The sequence below is a fragment of the Bradyrhizobium sp. MI1.10 genome, from assembly GCF_055811035.1.
Window position 1 is genome coordinate 13128 of record NZ_JBVVPN010000034.1, and the last position, 14818, is coordinate 27945.

The 14818-nt window shown below is 65.1% G+C and carries 16 protein-coding genes and 1 pseudogene; 5 read left to right on the forward strand and 12 right to left on the reverse strand.

Features of this window, described 5'->3' with window-relative positions:
- Positions 1-22: 22 nt before the first annotated feature.
- The 5 genes from phnK to phnG are packed head-to-tail and all read right to left on the reverse strand — an operon-like array spanning position 23 to position 3838.
- Positions 23-820 carry a phosphonate C-P lyase system protein PhnK gene (phnK, locus tag AC0L3K_RS29195; protein WP_007597609.1) on the reverse strand — a complete coding sequence of 266 codons (798 nt, stop codon included), beginning with the start codon at positions 818-820 and terminating at the stop codon, positions 23-25.
- The gene (locus tag AC0L3K_RS29200; RefSeq protein WP_473367335.1) at positions 813-1709 is read right to left on the reverse strand and encodes an alpha-D-ribose 1-methylphosphonate 5-phosphate C-P-lyase PhnJ; all 897 of its coding nucleotides are present in this window, start codon (positions 1707-1709) and stop codon (positions 813-815) included. The genes phnK and AC0L3K_RS29200 overlap by 8 nt, the downstream gene beginning before the upstream one ends.
- The gene (locus tag AC0L3K_RS29205) at positions 1706-2809 is read right to left on the reverse strand and encodes a carbon-phosphorus lyase complex subunit (protein WP_473367336.1); all 1104 of its coding nucleotides are present in this window, start codon (positions 2807-2809) and stop codon (positions 1706-1708) included. Before AC0L3K_RS29205 ends, AC0L3K_RS29200 begins: the two co-directional genes overlap by 4 nt.
- A gap of 2 nt (positions 2810-2811) precedes the next feature.
- On the reverse strand, positions 2812-3420 hold the full coding sequence (gene phnH, locus AC0L3K_RS29210; protein WP_007597614.1) for a phosphonate C-P lyase system protein PhnH: 609 nt from the start codon (positions 3418-3420) through the stop codon (positions 2812-2814).
- Between the two features lie 4 nt (positions 3421-3424).
- On the reverse strand, positions 3425-3838 hold the full coding sequence (gene phnG, locus AC0L3K_RS29215) for a phosphonate C-P lyase system protein PhnG (protein WP_007597616.1): 414 nt from the start codon (positions 3836-3838) through the stop codon (positions 3425-3427).
- A gap of 170 nt (positions 3839-4008) precedes the next feature.
- Between phnG and AC0L3K_RS29220 the strand changes: the two are divergent.
- Together AC0L3K_RS29220 and phnF are read left to right on the forward strand one after the other, a co-directional pair.
- Positions 4009-4107: pseudogene (locus AC0L3K_RS29220) on the forward strand (phosphonate metabolism transcriptional regulator PhnF); the annotation flags it as partial.
- A gap of 125 nt (positions 4108-4232) precedes the next feature.
- On the forward strand, positions 4233-4916 hold the full coding sequence (phnF, locus tag AC0L3K_RS29225) for a phosphonate metabolism transcriptional regulator PhnF (RefSeq protein ID WP_473367337.1): 684 nt from the start codon (positions 4233-4235) through the stop codon (positions 4914-4916).
- A 109-nt stretch (positions 4917-5025) separates the two neighbouring features.
- Here the strand turns inward: phnF and phnE (AC0L3K_RS29230) are convergent, their stop codons facing one another.
- The 4 genes from phnE (AC0L3K_RS29230) to phnC form a co-directional block, all read right to left on the reverse strand.
- Complete coding sequence (gene phnE / locus AC0L3K_RS29230) at positions 5026-5874, reverse strand: phosphonate ABC transporter, permease protein PhnE (protein WP_473367338.1); 849 nt, start codon at positions 5872-5874, stop codon at positions 5026-5028.
- Positions 5871-6755 carry a phosphonate ABC transporter, permease protein PhnE gene (gene phnE, locus AC0L3K_RS29235; protein WP_473367339.1) on the reverse strand — a complete coding sequence of 295 codons (885 nt, stop codon included), beginning with the start codon at positions 6753-6755 and terminating at the stop codon, positions 5871-5873. Before phnE (AC0L3K_RS29235) ends, phnE (AC0L3K_RS29230) begins: the two co-directional genes overlap by 4 nt.
- Positions 6756-6831: 76 nt before the next feature.
- Entirely contained in the window at positions 6832-7767 is a 936-nt protein-coding gene (phnD, locus tag AC0L3K_RS29240; protein WP_007597622.1) for a phosphonate ABC transporter substrate-binding protein, read from the reverse strand.
- Between the two features lie 63 nt (positions 7768-7830).
- Positions 7831-8640 carry a phosphonate ABC transporter ATP-binding protein gene (phnC, locus tag AC0L3K_RS29245; RefSeq protein WP_007597623.1) on the reverse strand — a complete coding sequence of 270 codons (810 nt, stop codon included), beginning with the start codon at positions 8638-8640 and terminating at the stop codon, positions 7831-7833.
- Positions 8641-8823: 183 nt separating this feature from the next.
- Between phnC and AC0L3K_RS29250 the strand changes: the two genes are divergently transcribed.
- From AC0L3K_RS29250 to AC0L3K_RS29260, 3 genes are read left to right on the forward strand one after another with little or no spacing between them, the layout of a single operon-like run.
- Positions 8824-9483, forward strand: a complete 660-nt coding sequence (locus tag AC0L3K_RS29250; RefSeq protein ID WP_007597624.1) for an LbetaH domain-containing protein — start codon at positions 8824-8826, stop codon at positions 9481-9483.
- On the forward strand, positions 9480-10673 hold the full coding sequence (locus AC0L3K_RS29255; RefSeq protein ID WP_473367340.1) for an alpha-D-ribose 1-methylphosphonate 5-triphosphate diphosphatase: 1194 nt from the start codon (positions 9480-9482) through the stop codon (positions 10671-10673). Before AC0L3K_RS29250 ends, AC0L3K_RS29255 begins: the two co-directional genes overlap by 4 nt.
- A gap of 18 nt (positions 10674-10691) precedes the next feature.
- A complete protein-coding gene (locus tag AC0L3K_RS29260; RefSeq protein ID WP_219682484.1) occupies positions 10692-11390 on the forward strand; it encodes a DUF1045 domain-containing protein in 699 nt (232 codons plus the stop codon).
- Positions 11391-11393: 3 nt separating this feature from the next.
- On the opposite strand, the gene AC0L3K_RS29265 is transcribed toward AC0L3K_RS29260, so the two are convergent.
- The 3 genes from AC0L3K_RS29265 to AC0L3K_RS29275 all read right to left on the reverse strand — a co-directional run bounded on the left by AC0L3K_RS29265 (position 11394) and on the right by AC0L3K_RS29275 (position 14714).
- Complete coding sequence (locus AC0L3K_RS29265) at positions 11394-11987, reverse strand: hypothetical protein (protein ID WP_473367349.1); 594 nt, start codon at positions 11985-11987, stop codon at positions 11394-11396.
- Positions 11988-12064: 77 nt separating this feature from the next.
- A complete protein-coding gene (locus AC0L3K_RS29270) occupies positions 12065-13465 on the reverse strand; it encodes a selenium-binding protein SBP56-related protein (protein ID WP_007597628.1) in 1401 nt (466 codons plus the stop codon).
- A gap of 307 nt (positions 13466-13772) precedes the next feature.
- Complete coding sequence (locus AC0L3K_RS29275) at positions 13773-14714, reverse strand: dihydrodipicolinate synthase family protein (RefSeq protein ID WP_007597629.1); 942 nt, start codon at positions 14712-14714, stop codon at positions 13773-13775.
- Between the last annotated feature and the right edge of the window lie 104 nt (positions 14715-14818).

Here is a 14818-nt window from a genome sequence, read left to right on the forward strand (position 1 = left end):
TGAAAAACTCTTCCGGGAAGGCTCATGGCGGCAGAATCGAGGAGACGAGGAGCTGGGTGTAGGGCTCGCGGGGATCGTCGAGCACCTGGTCGGTGAGGCCGGTCTCGATGACGCGGCCGCCCTTCATCACCATCACGCGATGCGACAGCAGGCGCGCGACCGCGAGATCATGGGTGACGATGATGACCGCGAGGTGCAGCTCGGCGACGAGACTGCGCACGAGGTCGAGCAGGCGGGCCTGCACGGAAACGTCGAGGCCGCCAGTCGGCTCGTCCATGAACACCAGCCGCGGCTCGGTGACGAGGTTGCGGGCAATCTGGAGGCGCTGGCGCATGCCGCCGGAATAGGTGCGCGGTGCATCGTCGATGCGTGCGATGTCGATCTCGACGCGGGTCAGCCAGTCCGACGCGGTATCACGGATGCGGCCGTAATGATTCCAGCCCACTGCCATCAGCCGCTCGCCGACATTGGCGCCGGCCGAGACCGCCATGCGCAGACCCTGCGCGGGATCCTGGTGGACGAAACCCCAATCGGTGCGAAACAGAAACCGCCGCTCGGCTTCGCCCAGCGTGGCAAGATCGCGGGCGACGCCGTCGCGCATCCGGTAGGACACCTGGCCGCCGCTGGCCGCGAGCTGACCTGACAGGAGCTGAAGCAGCGTCGATTTGCCCGAGCCGGATTCGCCGACGATCGCCAGCACCTCGCCGGGATAGAGCGCAAAGGACACGTCGCGGCACGCGGCGATACGGCCGTAGGATTTGCTGAGAGACTCCGCAACCAGCAGCGGCTGATCGTGTTCGAGCATATCTTGATCAACCATGTGAGCCTCCCTGCGCCTTCTCCTTGTACGGCGCAGCGCTCATGCTGCCGTGGTGGCCGGCGGCCTGGCGGCCCTCGCAATAATCGGTGTCGGAGCAGACGAACATGCGGCCGCCCTTGTCGTCGGTGACGATCTCGTCGAGATAGGAATCTTCTGCGGCGCATAGCGCGCAAGGCGCATTAAAGCGATACGGCTCGAAGGGATGGTCTTCGAAGTCGAGCGACACGACTTGCGTATAGGGCGGGATCGCGTAGATGCGCTTTTCGCGGCCGGCGCCGAACAATTGCAGCGCCGGGCAATTGTCCATCTTGGGATTATCGAATTTCGGCGTCGGCGAGGGGTCCATCACGTAGCGCGCATTGACCTTCACCGGATAGGCGTAAGCCGTCGCGATGTGGCCGAAGCGGGCAATGTCCTCGTAGAGCTTGACATGCATCAGGCCGTATTCGGCGAGCGCATGCATGCGCCGCGTCTCCGTCTCGCGCGGCTCGAGGAAACGCAGCGGCTCCGGGATCGGCACCTGATAGACCAGCACCTGATTTGCGTGCAGCGACGTCTCCGGGATGCGGTGACGGGTCTGGATCACGGTCGCATCTTCAGTCGCGGTTGTCGTGGCGACGCCGGCGGTCTTGGCGAAGAATTTGCGGATCGAGATCGCGTTGGTGGTGTCGTCAGACCCCTGGTCGATCACCTTCAGCACGTCCTGTGGCCCGAGGATCGCAGCGGTGACCTGGACGCCGCCGGTGCCCCAGCCATAGGGCATCGGCATTTCACGGCTGGCGAACGGCACCTGATAGCCGGGGATCGCGATCGCCTTGAGGATCGCCCGGCGGATCATCCGCTTGGTCTGTTCGTCGAGATAGGCGAAATTGTAGGCCGGCGCGTTCATTCCGCGGCCTCCTTCATGGCGTCGGGCGCATTGGCATCAGCGAATTCCTTGCGCAGCTTGCGCAACAGGCCGAGCTCGGACTGGAAGTCGACGTAATGCGGCAGCTTCAGGTGCTCGACGAAGCCGGTCGCCTGGACGTTGTCCGAATGCGACATCACGAATTCTTCGTCTTGCGCGGGTGCGAGTGCCTCTTCGCCGAGCTCGCGCGCGCGCAACGCGCGGTCGACCAGCGCCATCGACATGGTCTTGCGCTCGCTCTGGCCAAAGGCGAGGCCATAGCCGCGGGTGAAGCACGGCGCCTCCGTCGCGGAGCCCTTGAACTGGTTGACCATCTGACACTCGGTGAGCTCGATCGAGCCGAGCGGCACGGCGAAGCCGACGTCTTCCGCCGAAAATTCGACATCGACCTCGCCGAAGCGGATTTCGCCGGCGAAGGGATGGTTGCGGCCGTAGCCGCGCTGGGTGGAATAGCCCATCGCCAGCAGAAACCCTTCGTCGCCACGCGCGAGATTTTGCAGGCGCAGGTCGCGGTCCGCCGGGAAATTCAGCGGCTCGCGGGTGAGGTCGCCGACGTTGACGCCCTCTTCGGCCTGCGGCGAGGGCTCGATCAGGCCGTCGCGGCCGAGAATATCCGTCACCCGCGGCGTGGGCACCGTGGAGGCTTCGGCCGTCGCCGGCGCCTCCGGCACAAAACCTTCGGCGAGCGAGGGATCGAGCAGGCGGTGGGTATAGTCGAAGGTCGGGCCGAGAATCTGGCCGCCGGGAATGTCCTTGAAGGTCGAGGACACCCGCCGCTGCACCCGCATCGCGCCGGTCTCGACCGGCTCGCTCGCGCCGAAGCGCGGCAGCGTGGCGCGGAAGGCGCGGACCAGGAAGATCGCCTCGATCAAATCGCCGCGCGCCTGCTTGATCGCGAGCGCCGCGAGCTCGCGGTCATAGAGCGAGCCTTCGCTCATGACGCGGTCCACGGCGAGGCCAAGCTGCTCCGAAATCTGGTCGAGGGAAATTTCCGGCACGCTTTGATCGCCGCGCCGCGCACTGGCGAGCAGGCGATGGGCGTTCTCGATGGCGCGTTCGCCGCCTTTGACTGCGACATACATGCTTAGCTTCCCTTGCTCACGACGCGCGTGGTGCGCGGGACCGCAACCACGGCATCATCCGCGACCAGGACCACATCGATGCCGCGCGGAAACAGCGCTTCGTTAATACGAAGTCGCTCGAACAGGTCGAACGGCTTGATCGAGGCCTTGAGCGTCGCGACGCCGTCGATTCCGGGACCGCGCAGCTCGAAGCTGCGCCCCGAATGCAGGCTCTCGACCTGAAGGATCAGCGTGGTCGACCGGTCCGGATATTCGCTGGTGCCGAGCGCGAAGCGCTCGAGCGAAGGCAGCGCCCCGCCTTCGCTGATCAGCGCGAAGCTGACGATCGAGGAATCCTGCACCACCGGCGCGCCCGTGTGGAACTTCAGCCATTTTGTCACGTCGGTGCTTTCCGACATGCGCGCATCGAGCCAGAGCGGCGTGTCGTGATCGAACAGCGTCAGCGCGATCGCGGCCGTGCCGCGCATCATCACATGAGGCGCGCCTGATGTCGGCACGATGCGCTGGACCGACCCCGGCCGCGCCATCGCGTCCATGACCGAGCGAAAGGTCGATTGCGCCGACAGCACCTTATCGGCGAACCCCGGCGGCAGTTCCGCAATCGTGGTCATGATCTCACCCCTCACCGCGCACCATGGTGTAGAAATCAACCTTCGTCGCAGCGGTCTCGGCCGCCGCTTGCTTGCGCCTGACCATAAGCTGCTCACGCAACGGCGCGATGATGTCCCGCTCCACCGCGCCACTGAAATCGCTGGACTGCACCAGCGCATCGCACAGCGCAATCAGCCGCGCCTTCTCACCGTCGCGACCGAGCGTGTAACCGAAACCGACCTCGCCGCTCGCAAGCCGCACCGCAGCCCGCGACACCGTCGCTTCGCCGAGATTGAATGGCGCACCGTCGCCGCCGACCCGGCCGCGCAGCATGACGAGGCCGTTTTCCGGCGCGCGCAGATCCTGATGCGCCGGCAAAGCGAGAGCGCGGAGGCGAGCGGCGATCTCGCCCGCCTCCGCGTGCGCCAGCACGGCCATTGCGGCCTTGCGCTGGGCTTGCTGATTGTTGTGCTGGGTCACCAGATCCACCGAAACTTTCTGCAGAACTTGCCGAATCCAAGTTGTCTATGATACTAGACAACTTCATACGGGAGCGCCATGACTGTTTCGTGACAAAGGCGTGATTTCTGGAGTAGCTTCCGAGCCACATGAGCATGCAGGACACAGCCTCCTCCGGCGTGGCGTTGTGGCGCCTCGTTGCCGACGGCATCGAGCGCGGCATCGCCGAGGGGCGCGGTGGGGCCGGCGGCCCCCCGCCGGGGGCGGGGGGGGGCGGCCCACCCACTAGCGGGGCGCGCCCCCCCCCCCCCCCCCCCCGGGGGGGGGGGGGGCGCCCCCCCCCCCCGCCGCGGGGGGGGGGTGGGGGCGCGGGGTGCCCGCGGCCTGCGGGGGGGGCTGCGCCGCGGGCGGTTTGGGGGCCCGCGACAAGCTGCCGGGCGAGGTGGAGATCGCCGAAACCTATCGCGTGAACCGCCACACCGTGCGACGCGCGCTGGCCGCGCTTGCCGAGCGCGGCATCGTGCGGGCCGAACGCGGCAGCGGAACCTATGTCGAGGCGCAGAAGCTCGCTTATCCACTGCGCTCGCGGACCCGCTTCTCCGAGATCGTCGGCGCCGACGGCCGCGAACCGCATGGCCGGCTGATCGAGGCGTCCGATGATGTCGCGACCCGCGAACTCGCGCGGGAACTTGGATTGAAGGCCGGCGCACCGTTGGTGCGGATCGAGGCGATGCGCCTCGCCGACCGCACGCCGATCTGCGTCTCCACGACGTGGCTGTCGGCGCAGCTGTTCCCGGGTGCGGGCGACGTCTTTGCTGCCACCCGCTCGATGACGAAATTGCTCGAGCATTACGGCGTCCGCGACTATCGCCGCGGCGCGACCCGGATCACCGCCGGCATTGTCGACGCCACCGACGCCGCGCGGCTCGATCTGGCGCTGGGACGACCGATCCTGGTGGTCGATGCCACCGACCACGATCTCGACGGCAAGCCGCTGGTGACCAAGCATTCGCGCTTTGCCGCGGAGCGGGTGGAATTTCTGGTGGAGAACGGGTGAAGAATCGTAGGGTGGGCAAAGGCGCGCTTGCGCCGTGCCCACCATCTATCCAACGTCGCGATTGAAGTGGTGCGCACGCTTCGCTTTGCCCACCCTACGAAATCGGTGATCAGGCCACCGCCCTTCGCCCAATAATCGCAAACCGCAATTTGCCCGAAACGAAATCGATCGCGGCGACCGCGACCAGGATCATCAGGATCAGGAACGACACTTTCTGCCATTCCAGCACGCGGATCTGCTCGGCGAGCTGGAGGCCGATGCCGCCGGCACCGACGATTCCGATGATGGTAGCCGAACGCGTGTTCGACTCGATGAAATAGAGCACTTGGCCGGCGATCACGGGCAAAACCTGCGGCAGCAGACCGAAGCGGATCTCGTGCAGCGCACTGCCGCCGGAGGCGCGGATGCCCTCGACCTGCTTCTGGTCGGCGCCCTCGATCGCCTCCGAGAACAGTTTTCCAAACGCGCCGAAATCCGACACGGCAATGGCGAGCACGCCGGCAAACGGGCCGAGCCCGACTACGTTGATCCATACCAGCGCCCAGATCAGCGTGTCGACGCCGCGGATCGAATCCAGGAAACGTCGAATCGGGAAGCGCAAAATGCTCGACGGCACGACATTACGGGCGGCAAGAAGACTGACCGGCAGTGCGAACAGCGCGGCGAGCGTCGTGCCGAGCAGCGCGATCGACAGCGTCTCGCCCAGCGCCTTCAGATAGACCGGCAGCGACGAGCCGGGATCCGGCGGGATCATCATCAGGCTGATCCAGCCGAGCTGGTTGAGGCCCGCGACGAACCGCGACGGCGAGAAGTCGAGATCGACGAGGCCGTAAATCAGGATCGCGAGCGCCGCGACGATCATCGCCGGCATGGCGAGCCGCGCCGAGGCCGGCCGGTCGAACACGTCAGGATAGCGCGCGCGAAGCGCCGCGGTATCGGTCTCCTGCGGTCCCGTCACGTCCGCCCCTCCTTGCCGAACAGGCGGCCGCGCAGCCAGCCGGTGCTGATGTCGATGATGAAGACCGTGACGATGATGGTGAGCAGGATCGCGCTGACGTCGGAGTAGTAGAACTTGCGGATGGCGACGACGAGCTCCTGGCCGATGCCACCGGCACCGACAAAGCCCATCACGGAGGCCTCGCGGACGTTGATCTCGAAACGCAGCAGCGCGTAGCTGGCATAGCCTGCCGTGACCTGCGGCAGGATGGCGAAGCGCATACAGGAGAGCCAGCTTGCGCCGGTCGAGCGAACGCCTTCGACCGGCTTCATGTCGGCGTTCTCGACGATCTCCGAGAACAGCTTGCCGAGCGCGCCGGTGGAGTGGATTGCGATCGCCAGCACGCCCGCCATCGGCCCGAGCCCGAAGGCGATCACGAAGATCAGCGCAAACACGATGCCGGGTACCGTACGGGCGAATTCGAGCAGGCGCCGCACCACGAAGCGCAGCCAGGGCGCGGGCGAGGTGTTTTCAGCCGCGAGGAAGTTCAGGCAGAATGCAAAAGTCGCGCCGATCAACGTGCCGACATAGGAGATCAGCACGGTCTCGCCCAGCATCTTCAGCCATTTGCGCCAGCCCCACAGCCACTCGCCGACATCGGTCCAGACCCGCTGTCCGTTGTCGAGTGTAAGGATGCTGTCGAAATAGCTGATGAAGTTGCCGTAATGGGTGAACAGCGTGCGCAGATTCACTTCGGCGCCGAACGCGGCCAGACACAGTGCAGCGGCGAAGATCACGGCTCCAAACAGGAGTCGGAGCCGCCTGCGCGCGACCGCCTGGCGATAGGCGGCGTTGAGCACGGCGAGCTGCTGCTCGGGAAGGATCGAAACCGCGACGGTCATCTGATCAGGAAAGGTGGTCGATCAAAGAGAAAGAGCCGGGTCCATCGACCCGGCTCCAGTGGCATCGTCCCGAAATTCAGGACGCCTTCTTCTTACGCAGCGCATCGACGAACTTGATCAGCTCGATCGTGCCATCCCAATCCTTGGTGGTCGCGGGATGAAAACCCTTCTTCTGGCCGTCCTGGAGGCGATCGAAGGCCGCCTTGTCCTTGGCCGGCGCGTCGAAGAACGCCTTGGCGATGGCGGCCTTGGCCTCTTCCGGCAGGTCGGAATTGTAGGCATAGGGACCGTTGATGATCGGCGCCGATTTGTGGATGATGCGGAAATCGTCCTTCTTCATCGCCGAGCCGTCGGCATTCTTCAGCATGCCCTTGGTCAGCATCTGCGCCAGCGTCGAATCGTCATCGCTGGTCCACTGGTTGGCGGCAACGTCGACAGTGCCCTGCGCCAGCGCCAGGATCGCGTTCTCATGGCTGCCGGTGAAGACGACCTTGCTGAAATAGGTGTCGGCATCCGCGATGCCCATCTTGTCGAGCTCGAAGCGCGGCACGTTGTTGCCGGAGGTCGAGTTCGGGTCGACCAGGCCGAGGTTCTTGCCTTTGAGCTGGTCGATGCTCTTGTAGGGGCTGCTCGTCTTGACGAAGAACACCGAGTAGTAGCCGGTCGAGCCGTCGGAATTGATGTCGTTGGCGAAGGCGTCGGTCTTGACGCCGGTCAGGCGGGCGCGGGCGAACGAGGCAGAGCCGTAGCTCGCGATGTGGATGTTGCCGGCGCGCTGGCCTTCGATCACGGCAGCGTAGTCGTTGGCGATGCGCAGCGTGACTTTCACGCCCAGTTCCTTGGAGAGATAGCTCATGAACGGCGCCCAGCGCTCGGTGACGCCCGAGGCGTTTTCCGCCGGAATGACCGCGAAGGTCAGCTCGGGATATTTGGCCTTCCAGTCTTCGGCGGACGCGGAAGCCGTGAACGCGAGCGCGGCGGCGCCGGCAAGAATCAATCTGCGAGTAATCATGATAGCCTCTTCATTGGTTGAGGTCGGTTGACGCAAAACTGGTGAGTCCTGAAGCGGCGCAGCTCAGGCGGCGGCCGCCGTTCCAAGCGCCGGAATGCCTTGTCGCACCGGTGCAGGCGTGCCGCCCATGACATCGGCGGCTTCGAGATCGTAGAGCTCGCGCGCAACGTGCTCGGTCAACTCGGCCGGCGCGCCGTCGAACACCACGCGACCCTGCGCCATGCCGATCAGCCGGTCGCAATAGCTGCGCGCCAGATCGAGCGAATGCAGGTTGCAGAGCACGGTGATGCCGAAATGCTTGTTGATGCGCAGCAGCGCATCCATCACGATCTTGGTGTTGCGCGGGTCGAGCGAGGCGATAGGCTCGTCGGCGAGAATGATGTCGGGCTGCTGCACCAGCGCGCGGGCGATCGCCACGCGCTGCTGCTGGCCGCCGGAGAGCTGATCGGCGCGCTGGGCTGCGAGCGGGGCGATATCGAACTGTTCGAGCGCGGACATCGCCAGCGCCTTGTCCTGCTCGGGCCAGGTCTGCGACAGCGAGCGCCAGGCTGGCATCGTCGCGAGCCGTCCCATCAGGACGTTGGTGAGAACATCGAGCCGGCCGACCAGGTTGAACTGCTGAAAGATCATCGCCGAGCGCGCTCGCCACTGCCGCAGCTCCTTGCCGCGCAACGCGGTGACGTCGAGGCCGTCGAACAGGATGCGACCCTGCGAAGGCGTCGCGAGACGGTTGATGGTCCGCAGCAGGGTCGACTTGCCGGCGCCGGACCGTCCGATCACGCCGACGAAACCGCCGGGAGAGACTTGAAACGAAGCGTCGTCCACCGCGGCTTTCACGCCGAAGCGACACGTCAGACCTTCAACCACCAGCATGCAGGGCTCCAGAGTAGCTGGGACCCACCGCTAACGCCGGCGCTTGACACTTGTGTGACACGGACGTTGCGGTGCGGCGATCCTACACACCTCATCCCCTGTTCATCCCTTGTCACCGCGTCGTCATGACATTGTCATCAAGCCGCTCGAAGAGAAACGCCCGCCCTCTCGTTCGGATGCAACATGGCCGCCAAAGCTCTTTCGGTCCAGCCGACCATCGATCCCTCGGCGAAGCTGCACGACACCAGGCTTGGGGCCTACACCGAGGTCGGCGCGCGCACGATGCTGCACGAAGTGACGATGGGCGATTACTCCTATGTCGTGAATGACGCCCAGATCACCTACACCACCATCGGAAAATTCTGCTCGATCGCGGCGATGACACGGATCAATCCGGGCAATCACCCGATGCACCGGGCCACGCAGGCGCATTTCACCTATCGGTCGAGCGCCTATTTCGAAGGCGAGAGCGACGACACGGAATTCTTCGACTGGCGGCGCCAGCACCACGTCCATATCGGCCACGATGTCTGGATCGGTCACGGCGCGATCGTGCTGCCGGGTCGCAACATCGGCACCGGCGCGGTGATCGCGGCCGGCGCCATCGTCACCAAGGACGTGCCGACCTACACCATCGTCGCCGGCAATCCGGCGCGCATCGTGCGCCGGCGGTTCTCGGAAGAGGTTGCGGGGCGGCTTGCGAGGCTCGCCTGGTGGGACTGGGATCACGACAAGTTGCGTGAAGCCCTGCCCGATTTCCGCAAGCTCGGGATTGAGGATTTCCTCACGACATACGAAGCAGGGGCACCTTCCTCTGCCAGCAAACGAAGCGCGGTCGCGTGACAGACATATTCCTCGAGGGCGGGCGGGCCCTGATCGGCTCCGAATTCGTCGAAACGTCGCTTCTCGTATCCGGAACGGACATCGCGCAGGTCGATGGCTCTCGCAGCCGGGCACGGCTGGCGATCGACGCGCGCGACCTGCTGGTGCTGCCTGGCATCGTCGATCTGCACGGCGATGCCTTCGAGCGACAGATGATGCCGCGTGCCGGGGTCGACTTCCCGATCGATGTGGCGCTCGCCGACAGCGATCGCCAGGCGATCAGCAACGGCATCACCACGGTGTTTCACGCCACGACCTGTTCGTGGGAGCCGGGCCTGCGCAGCGCCGACAATGCGCGCGGCCTGATGGAGGCGATCGAACGGCAGCGCCCGCAGTTTGCCGCCGACACCCGCTTTCACCTGCGCCACGAGACCTACAATCTCGACGCCGAAACCGAGATCAGTCAGTGGCTCAGTGAGGGCCGCGTCGATCTGTTCGCCTTCAACGACCACATGGACGGCACGGTTGGGGACATGGCCAAGCCCCGCAAGCGCAACCGCATGGTGGAGCGCACCGGCCTCTCGGGCGAAGATTTCGACCGGCTGGTCGGGCGTGTGCTTTCGCGCGCCAGCGAAGTCCCGGCTTCCGTGTCGCGGCTTGCTGCAACCGCCCGCGCCGCCGACGTGCGGATGCTCTCGCATGACGATGCGACGCCGGCGATGCGCCAGAGCTTTCGCGCGATGGGCGTGGCGATCGCGGAGTTTCCGATCAACGAGGAGACGGCGCGGGCGGCAGCAAGCCACGGTGATGCCATCGTCTACGGCGCGCCGAACGTCGTGCGCGGCGGCAGCCACACCGGCTGGACCAAGGCATCCGACATGATCGCCAAAGGGCTCTGCTCGGTGCTGGCCTCGGACTACTACTATCCCGCGCAGCTGCTCGCTGCGTTCCGCCTCGCTGCCGATGGCGTGCTGCCGCTGACCGAGGCCTGGAACCTGGTCTCCGCCGCGCCCGCGCGCGCAACCGGCCTTGCCGATCGCGGCGTACTGGCGGAAGGACGGCGCGCGGACATTCTGCTGGTCGACGACCGCATGCCGCTGCGGCCGCGGCTGATCGCCGTGATATCAGGCGGCAAGCTCGTACATCTCACCGACGCGACGCGGTTGCTTGGCATGGCAGCTGCCCCGCGCGAAGCTGTCGCCGCGGCATAAACCGGTTATGTTCGGTCCATGACAGATTTTCCCCGCTACGCGATCTACCATGCCGCCAGCGCCGACAGCGCCGTCTCGCGCTTCGGCGCCGAACTGCTCGGCTATGATGCGCATACCGGCCGAGAGCTGCCGTTCCCGAACGAGGCGCTGCGCACGGCTCCGGACTGGCGTGATGTCACCGCCGATCCCCGCAAATACGGCTTTCACGCCACGCTGAAGGCGCCGATGGCGCTGGCGTCCGACAGGCGCGAGGTCGAGCTTGTTGCGGCCTGCGCGACATTCGCCGGCAGGGCACGCGCAATTCCGGTGATCCGCCCGGTCGTCGATTCCATCAGCGGCTTCATCGCCGTCATTCCGGCGGAGCCGGTCGGCGAACTCCAGCAGCTCGCCGCCGATTGCGCGCGCGACTTCGATTCCTTCCGCGCGCCGCTGAGCGCGGAAGACCGCGCGCGGCGCAAGCCGGAGAAGCTGAGCGAACGGCAACGCGACTATCTCGACCGCTGGGGCTATCCTTACGTGATGGAGGAATTCCGCTTTCACATGACGCTGACGGGCCGGCTCGACGCGGAGCGGCGCGGGCCGATTCTGGACATGCTGCGGGGAAGGTTTGCTGCGCTCGGTCTCAAGACGCTTGCGATCGATCGCGTCGCGCTGTTCAAGCAGGATGACGCCAAAGCTCGCTTCCGCATCATCGGCGAGTGGGCCTTGACGCAGTAAGCGTCAGTGCCAGCTCGCGAGATTGAAGCCGAGCGCCACAACGCCAACCAGAATGAGGCTGGTCGCCCAGATTACATCCAGATTGAACCAGCTTCGCGAGACGAATCTCAATCCCAGATGGCGGTAGACCAGCCATGCCAGGCATCCGCCGGCGCTGACCATGGCGACAACGTGCACCAAAGACACCAGCACCGCCATCCCGAGACTCGCCTTCATCAGCGCGCCGGCGGCCTCATGGCCGGCATCGAGTTCGAAGGCCTGGCAGAGCCCGAGATAGATCGGCACGAGCATCAAGGCGGCGCCATGAGCAATGGCAACGGCAAATGACCAGAGCGCCAATTGCGTCGGCGGAATTCGTGCCAGCGCGCGCGGATGGCGCCGCTCGACCAGCCGATAGACGCCGAAGCCGATGACGAGAAGGCTCGCGCCGAGCTGGATCGAACGCTGCCACTCGGCCAGCACGAGAAGGAACGCGAATGGCAGCAGCACGAGAAGCGTTGCCAGGAGATGCCCGGCCGCCAGAGCCCACAAAGCACGAAAGAGCGCGCGCGGGCTCTTGTCCATGAGCCCGGCCGAAACGGCGAGCGGCCAGCCCATTCCCGGATTGACCCCGTGATAGAGACCGCTCGCAACAAGAGCGAGCCACAGCCAGCCGAGGCTCGCGTGTGCCCAATCTAGGCCGACGGGTAGCAAAAGGAGTCCGTCGAACAATCACCGCCCTCCAGCCTGATCTGGTGCGCACGATATCCGTCGGGGAAGCTCACGAAGTAGTTCTTGTCGAGCTCAAGGCCGCCATTGCGACCGACATTGGCCATGACTTCCACACCCGGAACGCCATCGGGATAGAACTGGTCATCCCAGGTGGAATAGAGCGAATTGGTCCAGTACACCCGCCTGCCGTCGCGGCTGATCTCGACCATCTGCGGGCCGGCCGCAAATGCCTTGCCGTTCGGATGACGGGTGCGGCGCGCGATGCCGCCGATGTGAACCGAGCCCGCAAGCTTCGGCTTTCGCGGATTACTCACGTCGTACTGGCGCATCTCACCCGTGCCCCAGCACGAGACGTAGAGAAAACGATCATCCATCGACAGGTCGATGTCGGTCACCAGCGGCGGCACGGCGCCAAAGCCCTGAAGCAGCGGCGGGAGCTTCTCCTTTGGCGCAGGCTCGGACGGGATCGTCGCCGTCTTCTCCGCATGGAATTTTCCGCCTTCGCGCCACCAAGTCCAGATCGAGGCTTCGAGATTCGTGGTGTCGACCACAACGCCTACGAAGCCGTATTCGCGAACCGGATCGTGCGCCGGCCGTACCTCCAGCGCCATCTGATGATTGGCGCCGAGGTCGATGGTCTGCACGTTGCGACGGGCGCGAAGATCCCAAAAGTGGAGACGATGGCCATATTTGTTCGCCAGCAGATCTTCCGCGACGATTCCGTTCTCGAACTGCGGCGGCAACGCCCATTCACTCGTCACCATGTAGTCGCGCGGCAGGTTCCACCAGAAATCATAGTGCAGCGTCTGCGGACCGCGGTCGATCTCCCATCGTCCAAGGACCTCGAACGTCTCGCAATCCATGATGAAGACGCCTGGAGGCCCGTTGGTGCCGTCCTTGCCGCCGCCGCCGAGCGTGCTCACATAGACGCCGTCCGGCCCGCAATGGATGGTATGCGGCCGCGAATAGCCGGTCTTTTTGAAAACTTCCTCGGGCTCGATGATTTTATGGATTTTGGCTTTGGTCGGATCGGGCTTGGTATCGATGATGTAGATCCGCGACGAGCGCAGCCCGGGGATGATGAGATAGCGCCGCTCGATGAAGGCATGCCCAGTGAGCGGCGACAAGGCGGAGGAGCAGGCATTCCAGCCGAAGTGATGAAACTCATCGCCCTTGTTGGGCATCGTCACGGTGTGGACGATCTGGCTGTAGGTCGGCGATCCCGGCTTGACGTCGATGACCGCGAGAGCATCCGGTTTTGAGAAATCCGGACTGAGCAGCAACGTGTAGGCAAAGTTCTCCGCAGGAGCTTCCATCGCAAGCTTGGGCGATGCGTGAAAGGTGGGATCCGGCCTCATCGTCATGGCACTGCCTCCCTGTCTCGTTGGTTCGCACCAACCTGGTTCGGAATAGCGGCATAATGAAGAGTTGTTGCGCGATGTCTTGATATGCTCCGCGGGCCTGGTTGGCGAGCGAACAATATGTCATCGCCGGGCTGCGCGAAACCGCCCGAACCGCGTTAATTCGACGCTTTCAGCCGGCGGGATCAGGCCAGGGCGCGCACCTCACAGCGCGCCTCACACTCAGTGTCGTCCCGGCCTAGTGCGCAATCGCGCACGGGAGGCGGAACACATAACCTTCGGGCGCGCTTGTCCAGGACGCCGGCAGAGGCTACTTCCCCCACCGCAGCGCCAGCGCATCGCGCTCCTTGGCCAACTCCAGCAGCCCGGCCCGCGTCGCCGGGTGCAGCGGCTGGAGCGGATGCCGCACCGTGTCCGACTTGATCACGCCGCCGGCCTGCATCATCGCCTTGCAGGCGATCAGGCCGCATTGGCGGTTTTCGTAATTGATCAGCGGCAGCCAGCGTTCGTAGGAGGCCTTCGCCTCTTCACGCTTGCCGGCGAAGTAGGGATCGACAATCTGGCGGATGCCGTCGGGATAGCCGCCGCCGGTCATCGCGCCGGTGGCGCCTGCATCGAGATCGGCGAGCAGCGTGATCGCTTCCTCGCCGTCCCAGGGACCTTCGATATCGCTGCCGCCCGCCTCGATCAGGCTACGCAGCTTTGCAGCCGCGCCCGGCACCTCGATCTTGAAATAGCGGATGTTGGAGAAATCGCGCGCCAGCCGCGCGAGCAGCTCGACCGACAGCGGCGTGCCGGCGACGGGCGCATCCTGGATCATGATCGGAATCTTGATTGCGCCCGACAGCACCTTGAAGAATTCGACCACGCCTTTCTCGGGCACGCGGAAGGTCGCGCCGTGATAGGGCGGCATGACCATCACCATGGCGGCACCGGCCGCCTCGGCCTGCTGGCTCCGCGCGGCGCAGACGGCCGAGCTGAAATGCGTGGTGGTGACGATCACGGGAACCCGGCCCGCGACATGCTCCAGCACTGCATGCATCACGGTCTCGCGCTCGGCGTCCGTGAGCACGAACTGTTCGGAAAAATTCGCGAGAATGCACAGACCGTTCGAGCCTGCGTCGATCATGAAATCGATGCAGCGGCGCTGTCCCTCGAGGTCGAGCTCGCCGCGCTCGTCGAAGATGGTGGGCGCGACCGGGAACACGCCGCGATAGGGGCGCTGGGCCTTGTGTTGAGGCGTGACCGGCATCGAACTCTCCATCCCTGATATCTCTTACATCTGCCGCGACGCTCGCGCAGCGTCACAGATGTACCCGCCGCGCGCATCGGCGGCAATGCCGATCGCGCGACGTA

Excerpts from the sequence above, each read along its gene's own strand:
- phnK (WP_007597609.1), bottom strand. The coding sequence starts at position 820 with ATGGTTGATCAAGATATGCTCGAACACGATCAGCCGCTGCTGGTTGCG.
- AC0L3K_RS29200 (WP_473367335.1), bottom strand. The coding sequence starts at position 1,709 with ATGAACGCGCCGGCCTACAATTTCGCCTATCTCGACGAACAGACCAAG.
- AC0L3K_RS29205 (WP_473367336.1), bottom strand. The coding sequence starts at position 2,809 with ATGTATGTCGCAGTCAAAGGCGGCGAACGCGCCATCGAGAACGCCCAT.
- phnH (WP_007597614.1), bottom strand. The coding sequence starts at position 3,420 with ATGACCACGATTGCGGAACTGCCGCCGGGGTTCGCCGATAAGGTGCTG.
- phnG (WP_007597616.1), bottom strand. The coding sequence starts at position 3,838 with ATGGCCGTGCTGGCGCACGCGGAGGCGGGCGAGATCGCCGCTCGCCTC.
- phnE (WP_473367339.1), bottom strand. The coding sequence starts at position 6,755 with ATGACCGTCGCGGTTTCGATCCTTCCCGAGCAGCAGCTCGCCGTGCTC.
- phnD (WP_007597622.1), bottom strand. The coding sequence starts at position 7,767 with ATGATTACTCGCAGATTGATTCTTGCCGGCGCCGCCGCGCTCGCGTTC.
- phnC (WP_007597623.1), bottom strand. The coding sequence starts at position 8,640 with ATGCTGGTGGTTGAAGGTCTGACGTGTCGCTTCGGCGTGAAAGCCGCG.
- AC0L3K_RS29250 (WP_007597624.1), top strand. The coding sequence starts at position 8,824 with ATGGCCGCCAAAGCTCTTTCGGTCCAGCCGACCATCGATCCCTCGGCG.
- AC0L3K_RS29260 (WP_219682484.1), top strand. The coding sequence starts at position 10,692 with ATGACAGATTTTCCCCGCTACGCGATCTACCATGCCGCCAGCGCCGAC.
- AC0L3K_RS29265 (WP_473367349.1), bottom strand. The coding sequence starts at position 11,987 with ATGGGCTGGCCGCTCGCCGTTTCGGCCGGGCTCATGGACAAGAGCCCG.
- AC0L3K_RS29270 (WP_007597628.1), bottom strand. The coding sequence starts at position 13,465 with ATGACGATGAGGCCGGATCCCACCTTTCACGCATCGCCCAAGCTTGCG.
- AC0L3K_RS29275 (WP_007597629.1), bottom strand. The coding sequence starts at position 14,714 with ATGCCGGTCACGCCTCAACACAAGGCCCAGCGCCCCTATCGCGGCGTG.